Below are 9,181 nucleotides of genomic sequence, written 5' to 3' on the forward strand. Positions count from 1 at the left end.
AAAGAAGATAGCGGCTATTGATGACGAATATCGCTCAGTCCTTTTAAAGACTGGAGTTAAAATGCTCTAGCCGTGGCTAAGTATGCCAGAAACACAGTATATCGTTTAATAATTAAACACCATGGAATAGGCATGTCTTCTCTCTGAATTACGCAACAAAGCCATTTAGTTCCAGCAATTTAAGCAACAGGGCACAAGCACTCATAAAAACCTGCAAGAATTAATTATTGACAACAAAGTTAGTAATATTAGTTAAAATTCAATGTATAGTAGTCAAATTAAACATAAAAAAAAAATATTGTTTTGACTTCTTTTTGTTAAAATTATCAATTATATTTTACTTTTATTTTAAGGACATCCGGTTAATTTAAATTTAAAATACTAAATACTCAGATCTTACTTATTAACCCAATGAATTATACATCATGTAAATATCTCGTGTTGATTTTATTTTTGCTGATTCTGAAATAATATTTACTCCGATCATTTATTAATAGGATAAAAAATGAAAGAAAATCAAACATTAGAAAAGGCTTCGTTGTGTAAATCAAACACTGCTTATCTAAAACACGAAAATAACTGTAATCTCATAGGAAAGTAAGAAATGACAATAAGAAGGGCTATATTTATTACAACAGCAATGGCAATATCTGCATATGCTAGCGCCCAAATTGCAAATAGCGAAACCCAAGATGCACCTCTTAGCTTTAACATTGAAAGCGAACAGGTAGTGAACGGAACACAGTACACCACCATAGCTATTAATTGGAACGCAAACCAAACACAACACAGGCTTCAAGATGCAAAAGTCATGGCCTATGATGCCGAGACCAATAAGCCGCTATCAGAAGTAAGCGGTTGGGCGTTTATGGAGAATAAACCTCAAGCCATACACGATGAAAGCCAAGTTGGTATTATTAAATCCGATCGTGAAAAAACGGTTTACTTGCTGTCTGATGTAACGGGAGATTTGCCAGTATGTTTTAGTGTTCAAGGTAATGACTTTAGTTATGACAGCTGTGCGAACAAACAATCCTTACAGGTTCAGTCTATTGCCAAGGTCGAGGCAGAAGAAGTTAATACAATACCTTATGTAATAAAAAGCGCAAACTTTGTTTGGGATTACAAAAGCATTTTCGCTAACAATAAACATCAACTCAAGTTCTATGTTGATATTGTTGCGACTAGCTGCTTCGATAAAGCGGACGGAAATCCACAAGAAGTCGGTCAATGTGACGACGCACCAGATCTCAGCCAGTGGGAAATCCCTCTTTCTGATGCGCCTGAATTACAAACCTTTAACTTTAGGAAAATAGTTAATAGTCAAGCAAGTGACTTAATTCATTTTAATAAAACCTATGAAGCAGAGGGAATATACCTTAAACAGGCTCCACCACAATTAACTAAAATGGCTGAATTACCCACTCAAAAAACGACAGAAGAATTGCCTCCTTATGAAAAATTAAAACGTTACACCTTTTACCTTACAGCTAATCAAGTAACCGACCTCCCTGTTAACCTTTGTGTTGAGTTAGATGAAATGGATGAAGTCAAACCAGGAACAGAAAACTTCCCCTCTTTCCGCTACAGTAATTGCTCATCACCCAATTCAGAGAATAATATATCTGCTATCTCATCACGAGAGATGCCGCTGGTTATCAACGGACAAACAGAAAATACATACAGTGTTTCCTTTGAAAGAACAGAAACTGACAAGGTTGAATGCGACGATCACAAACTTGGTGTGAGTGGTCATCTTATTGGGCTCAACGTTAAAGAGACAGGCTATATCGAAAATGTGCCAACAGCATTCTACTTCAATAAGGACATACCATATCTAACCATGATTAGGCTAGAGAACAACATTTTTTGTAAAAACTATAATCCAGGTATAGATATGGACCGCTCATTTGTCAAAACGCTTGACTTCCATCTTTCTAGGGTAACAAGTGACTACACTGATGACCCCTACAGAAGGAACAACGGACTCGCTTCAGTATCACAAGTCTCCGAATATGATCTCGAACTAAGCAATGTCGCGACGATTTTTGGGGCGTATGAAGATGAATTGGATGGTACTGCCGCGGCTGGTGCAATTAAATTTAGCAGGGATACTTTGGCTGAATATACTTCACTGGATGGCCCCTCAGTTTGGCAGACTCATTTATTAACGGTCAGATGGGTTCACGATGATAATGATACCCCAACTAAATTTGTATACCCAAATATAGGAAGCACAACACGTCCTTCAGGTAATTCTCACAATTACTATATTACTGACTCGTTTGGGAATCAATCAGCTCAAAACCTAACTTATGATGATACTGTCAATTATTTGATTGACGGTTATGACGACACCATACCGCTGTTCTAGCCTCAAACATATTGAAACCTTGTAAATAAGGGGGAGCTACCACCTCCCTTATTTACAATTTGAATTATTTTATTCAAAATATGTGCACATGATAATTTTTCGAAACTTCGAGCGATTTCTTTTAGTTAATCAAATCAATGTCTATTTTGATGTTTTATTGAATGAAAACTAACATCACCCAGAAAAATTTTTATTCCACAGTATATTCTACGAACGAGGAATTTTTATATGTATACCGAATCAAATAACTATGAAAAAACGAGTATTGCTCATATCTCAGATAACAATGGTATCGTTTCACTTTCCATCCCTGTTACCTCATTGGTTACCCATCAATTAAAAGGGCTTAATATCGACCTTAGCCTGAACTATTCTCCTTTTTCTAGTGTAGAGTATGGATTGGGAACTGGTTGGCAGTTCGCGCTAACCACCTTAGTGATTGGCGATGGTTCGAGAGTATTAACTTTGTCAGATGGTAATACTGTACAGCTTGATGATTACCTAAACATCATAAACTGCTATCCACTTACTGTACAAATAAACAATGGCGACTATGGTAGCATTAATGTTTACTATAAAGACGGAACTAAAGAGGTATTGAATGATATTGGAAGTAATGGTGTCTACCGTCTCACTGAGAGGAAAAATCCAACTGGTGAGACTATCTACTTTAACTATAATGGAGGGAAGTTAACTAAGATCAAGGATGATAACTCTAACGATATCATTACAATTACCTATTTTTATGATTATGCCGACTTATATATAAATCCACTCGATAAACACGTTAACATAAGCTTTAGTGAAATAGAATTCAGTATTTCAATGCCTTATTCCACAGGGAGCTATAAGCAAGGGGAATATATTGCGAAATACAATCGGGAGTATTCTGGCTATACGCTGATCGATGAGCTGACGCATCCCAATGGCACCCATGAATCTTTCTTAATTAATGAAGATTTCGGTGCTTGGTTAACATTACCTGACGGAACAAGTGTTCCCACCATTAAAACCCATGTAATGATGATCTCAGATCAACAGACAATATCAACTGAATATGAGTTTGACCAAAACCATAATGCTTATGGCTTAGGCGTTAATTCACCTTCATCTAGTCAAGATAACTTGTACCATATCAACCAAGACTATACTTATTGGTCTTCCAAAACCATCAATGATTCGGTCTCAGGCAGCAGCAGAAACATACGCACGACGTTTAACAAGCTACATTTGCCAGACACAATAGAGTCTAAGTTTAATGGCAGTAATAAGCTGATAGTTCAACAGTTTGAGTACGAATGGAATCCATTACTCTCCGTTGCTGAGCAAGAATCCAAGACCGCACGCCTTCCCATCAGTCAGACAGCTATATTTAAACAGGGCGAAGAAGAACTAAGAAGAGTTGGGATAAAACGTAGCTACGATGAATTCTCAAATATTTTGACCGAGTACCAGTTTACTCAAGGCGCTTTGGAAAACGAACCACAAACCACCCCCATAACTCAGTCAGTCTATTATCCGGCAACGGGAGAAACTGGTCTCTGTCCTGCTCATCCTTATGGTTTTGCTTCCTTTTTAAAGGAAAAAAGAGTAACGCCGCCGACGACCGCAAATGGCGAAAAAGAAAAAGTTGAGCGCTACACCCATATTCGTTTAGGCAATGACAACAACTGGCGAATAGTACCAGATCAAACCGAAGTATTAGTTGCCGATGATGCCAGCATTGAGACTCTGCTTTACTCTCTCACGACAGAATATAACGACGATCTCAATGCCTCATTATTGTTTGCACTACCGAAACAACAATCCCTACTCAAGTCAGGTAAAACAACCACAAAACATCTTTCTTATGATTGTACGGCCGACGGACTCTGCGTAACTGAAGAGCTTGTTGGCCATGATGCCCTAAGCAACAAGAAAAATACTTACTATGCGGAATATACTCAACAAGTTGTCAAAGAAGTTACACCGGAAGGGGTGACCAATAGTTATGTTTATGATGACTTGGGTCGGGTTGTAACAAAAATAAACGCTCAAGGCAGTGAATATGAGCAAGTGCTGACAATCCAGTACGCCTACAACGATGATTCCCCTGGTGACGTAGTCACTCAGTTCAATCATGAGGGGGTTCAAACTAAAGACCATTATGATGGACTAGGCCAGCTGTTAAGCAAGGAAAACCAAGATGATGATGGTCAACTGGATAGTAATGGTACATATACAGGCTCTTTCAGAGAAGTAGAACGCCACAGCTATGATGCCTTTGGCCGCCAACTCAGTGAGGCAAGTTATGACTACTATCAAGGACAGCCGCTCTCAGAAAGATCGGTAAGCTACAACTATGATGACTGGGGCTTTCTGCTTACCTCAACATACAACGATGGCCGTATCGAAAAGAAGGTTATCGATCCTGCCGCGCTCAGCATCACCCGTAGTCTTTACTCTGACTCACTTGCTGCCTCATCTATTGAGCGGGTTTTCTTTAATGTATTTCGTCAACCTGAACGACTTGAAAAACATACGTTGAAGGATGGCACCGAAACACTCTATAGCCAGTTATCGATTGAGTTTGATGGCTTTGGTCGACAAGTATCGATCACTACTCCTTTAGGAAGAACAGCTCAATTAGAATTCGATGATCTGGATAGACCGACAACACTTCAATATTTCGGTAATACCTCATTCCAAGCCAGTTATGCTGATTTTTCTGTAGACAAGTTGCTTGAGAGCATCAGTTTTACCGAGCAACCAATCCCTATCGCCAGCCAATCTTTCGATGGTCTAGGGCGCATCAGCAGTCGTACAATCGGGCAACGCCTGTATAGCTATGAGTATCAGGTAGACACGTTCCAACCGACTCGAGTTGTAACACCGAGTCAAAATACACTGACCTGCGACTTTATTGCCGCCCTTAACAGCCCTTCCGCAATTAATGGATACAAAGGGCTTGATAGTAGTGATCCAAGTAAGGTCGAATTAAGCTCTGTATTTACCTTCGGCAACACCGAGACTCCAGAACAGCAAATCGGTTTGTTATATCATGCCAGTAATCAACATCTTGATATTGACTATGTCTATACGCCAACTAGAAAGCTGAGTCAGACAGTATCGAAATCAAAAATAGACCACAGTGAAACCACGAAAGCCTTCAGCGTGAGTCTAGGGGGACTACCCGTGACTAAGGCGATCAGCGAAGATGGCGTCACGTTGACCGATATTCTGTACGAGTATGATGAGTATGGGCGGCTGTTCAAAACGGTTCAATCCGGTGTTAGCTCAGAAACTCACTATGATGCACTAGGTCGGGTGCTGCAAAATGTGACCATTAACAAAGAAGGCTACCAACAACAAATGGATCTGGAATTCGATGAACTGAGTCGCGAGATTAAACGTACCATCACGGTGACCGATCCAGCTCAACAAGAGATAGCCACACACTCTATTGCAGTGAGCTACGACATTGAGAATAAGCTACTGAGCCGAACAACATCGACGCCGATCGGGGTTCTGGAGGAAAGCTTTGCCTATGATGAGAGAAATCGATTAACCAACTACACCGCTAACTCTGACGACCAAGAGTTACTGCCGAACAACGCCCTCGGAATGGCCATTGAACAACAGACGTTTCAACATGGCCAATACAACAATCTGGAGAAAGTGACAACTCTGTTCACTGGTGGCGAAAGCAACGAAACTAACTATAGTTATGAAAATACTGACAATACTCAAGTCAGCAAAGTTACCCATAGTCATCCTGCGATTCAACCGCAAACTCAGACGTTCAGCTACGACAACGACGGTAATATGGTCGACGACGGGGCTGGCAACCGCTACAGCTATAGCGTTTCCGGTAGAATGCGTAGTATCAATGAGCAGGAAATCGAATACCTATATAATCCCTTCGAACAGATTTATACCACAAAGGTAAACACTGTCACTCAAGGTATTCGTCACTACCTTGGCAAACGACTGGCCATGGAAGCAACAGCAACGGAAAACTCAATTTTTGTGGCACACAATGGCATGCCAGTAGCCGAAGTATATGACTCGCATAGCTTGCTGCTGTCCGTTAACAAGCAAAACTCGGTAGTAGTCGTTGTTAACAGCGAGAATAGCAACCTAACCTATCAAGCTTATACTCCAAATGGTGAAACCCCTGCGCCGGTAAGTCGAACCGGCTTTAACGGTGAAATACGAGAGCACGACAACGGTCTATATCAACTCGGTAACGGCACCCGTGCCTATTGCCCTGTGAGCGGTGTTTTCCTCACTCCAGACAGTTGGAGTCCATTTAACGGCGGGGGCCTCAATCCGTATACCTATTGCAGTGGCGACCCGGTAAATATGAGCGATCCCAGCGGCCACTTTAGCAGCGGTGTAGATTTGGGACTGAACATTTTCTCATTTATTGTCGATGCTATTGCCATTGTTTTAGCCTTCCCAACTGGTGGCGCAAGTATGACGCTGGCGGCTGGTATTGCTATCACCGCCTCAACATTGGGAGCGACAAGCGCTGTATTAGGTATTGCCGCTGATTCGATTGCCATTTCTGATGCAAACCACGGCACAGACAGAAACCGAACAAGTGATATTTTAGGCAAAACCTCAGCCGCTTTTGGTTTAGCCTCTATGGTGGTTGGAGGGTTTGAATATACAGGCAAGCAAGTCGACAACATAAGAGCTGCCCGAAGAGGTACGAGAAAAAGCAACTACGACCTAGTGAATAAAATGGATGATTATCAACTAAAACGTGTCAGTCAGGAGGAATTGTTGGAGTTCGATCGGAACATACTAAAAAAGAAATCTGAGTTTTTCAATACAAAAATAGAGGCGAAAAACAAATTGCAAAACCCTAAAAAACAAGCGTTGAACATTGGAAGTGGTTTGATTGGGTTAGATACTAATAATTTCTCATCCGTCTACAGCAAGGGATACGATCTGGTTAAAATGGAAAAAACCAAAGGTATTTCATCGAGCGCATTCGGTTGGAACGCACTCGGCGCTGCATCTATTGTAAGTGCGGGGGGAGGCTATGCTCTCTTTGCTAACACCAACTGGGGGGCTGTACCGGGCAATGAGGCTGAACAACCGGATGATCCAGCATTCCTGTTAATAGACAAGTTTGCATTTATCTCCAACGATATTGCATAAAAGCAGGCGCAATAAAGGAAGCCGGTCTATTCTGGCTTCCTAACCGAGAATGGGCTTTGTTGCGTAATTCGATGGAACTAAATCAGGAAGTTACGATCTGATCGGCTACATCAGTTAATCATCGTAGCCTTATGCCGAAACCTTGTTACAAAACAACTAACTGGAAACAGTACAACAAAGCCCTAATCAATCGTGGTTCACTCACTTTCTGGATTGATGAAGAAGCTATAAGCGAATGGAAGCAAAGCAAACAGAACAAGCGCGGCAGGCCTCGTCAATTCAGCGACCTAGCCATTACTACTGCACTGATGGTGAAGCGCGTTTTCTCTATGCCATTGAGAGCGCTGCAAGGTTTTCTAGACTCCGTATTTAAGCTTGCTAACGTCCCGCTAGTTTGTCCGCACTACACCCTGAGGGATCCCCTCATAAATCCGCCAGTGCATAGCCATCTTTTAAGAGCTGCTCTGCTAAATCTATGGCCGCTGTGAAGAAGTGCTGAGTCGTAATCTCGTAGTCTGGTCGCCTGAGGACTTCCATACCTAATCGAACGGTAGACAGGACATTTCGATTTCTGACTGTATTCGCTTGAAAGTGCCTGTCCCATCCTTGCCGCTGTGCATGTGTTCCAGCCAACCAAAACATGAGTTGCAGCATTAGATCTATCAGCAAAATAATATCAAACCTTTCTGGGCGGCTAGTGCGGCTTTGGCGTAGGCCTAATCCATAAGCAGGACTCTTTAAATCTCGGAAGGTTTCTTCTATTTGCATCCGTTTTTCGTAAAGCCTCACCAACTGTTTTGGGGTACGAACCGTTGTCGGTAAATTAGTCGCGAGTACCCACGGTTCCTTTGCGGAGTCAGAGAACACCTTGGGCGATGGGTGGTGACAGTTCGTCCGTGTAGAGCGCTGATTCTTGCGGCCTTTAGGCAATGCTTTATACAGTGCTATTTGGCAGTTGATGGCATTACTTTTGGTCAACTTTTGGCAACCAAGACTTTTGGCTCTGCTAGAGGCTTTACTATGTAAGCTACTGACTGGCTGCCAATTTTCGGCACCGAGTTCAGCAAATTGCACTTTACCTCTTACTCGACTCAGCCAGTACCATCCGTGCTCCTCAACAGATTTGTACCACGGCACTTTAAATCCAGCATCACTGATAATAAGTGGAGTAACATCAGAAGGTAAAATGCTTGCCAGATCAGATAAAAACTGGTCATGAGCAGACTTAGAACACTGTTTTGAAAGTGGAAAGGCCTTTTCATATACAGTGACCGAACGGCCTTGTAGCGCCACTGATGCACGGCAAGATCATTATAAATGGGAACTTTTGGACAAACCGGTGATCAGATCAGCTAATAATTCTCTATCGTAACGTTTTAAGTATGCCTGACTCTTTTCTCCAACATTTTGAAGCTATTGAAGACCCACGTATTGATCGATGTAAGCGACACGAACTGCTCGATATTATCTTTTTAGCCGTTAGTGCCGTCCTATCAGGAGTGGAAGGCTGGGAGCAAATTGAGGATTTTGGTTCTCATCGCTTAGATTGGCTCCGACGTTATCGCCCTTTCGAATACGGTATTCCACGGCATGACACCATCGCTCGCGTCATATGCCGTCTGAAGCCAGAAGAAATTGAGAGCGCGTTTCAAAGTT

General features: G+C 41.9%; 3 protein-coding genes and 2 pseudogenes. 4 read left to right on the forward strand and 1 reads right to left on the reverse strand.

Translation table 11 applies throughout. The features are described 5' to 3' along the window. Positions 1-604: 604 nt before the first annotated feature. The 3 genes and pseudogenes from GXP65_RS24125 to GXP65_RS24135 form a co-directional block, all read left to right on the forward strand. The gene (locus GXP65_RS24125) at positions 605-2,374 is read left to right on the forward strand and encodes a hypothetical protein (protein WP_162093899.1); all 1,770 of its coding nucleotides are present in this window, start codon (positions 605-607) and stop codon (positions 2,372-2,374) included. 228 nt (positions 2,375-2,602) lie between these two features. After that, a complete protein-coding gene (locus GXP65_RS24130; protein WP_162093900.1) occupies positions 2,603-7,525 on the forward strand; it encodes an RHS repeat-associated core domain-containing protein in 4,923 nt (1,640 codons plus the stop codon). Positions 7,526-7,656: 131 nt separating this feature from the next. Beyond that, a pseudogene (locus tag GXP65_RS24135) lies at positions 7,657-7,935 on the forward strand (transposase); the annotation flags it as partial. A 13-nt stretch (positions 7,936-7,948) separates the two neighbouring features. On the opposite strand, the pseudogene GXP65_RS24140 reads toward GXP65_RS24135, so the two are convergent. Next, positions 7,949-8,840 (reverse strand): annotated as a pseudogene (locus tag GXP65_RS24140) (IS4 family transposase); the annotation flags it as partial. Positions 8,841-8,907: 67 nt separating this feature from the next. Between GXP65_RS24140 and GXP65_RS24145 the strand changes: the two are divergent. After that, on the forward strand, positions 8,908-9,181 hold a 274-nt coding region (locus GXP65_RS24145; RefSeq protein WP_162093901.1), incomplete at its 3' end, for an ISAs1 family transposase.

Origin of the sequence: Vibrio sp. LB10LO1, assembly GCF_010092875.1 — a bacterium.
Lineage (GTDB): Bacteria > Pseudomonadota > Gammaproteobacteria > Enterobacterales > Vibrionaceae > Vibrio > Vibrio campbellii.

Bases quoted from the DNA above. Each gene is read 5' to 3' on its own strand.
- GXP65_RS24125 (WP_162093899.1), top strand. From the start codon at position 605: ATGACAATAAGAAGGGCTATATTTATTACAACAGCAATGGCAATATCT.
- GXP65_RS24130 (WP_162093900.1), top strand. From the start codon at position 2,603: ATGTATACCGAATCAAATAACTATGAAAAAACGAGTATTGCTCATATC.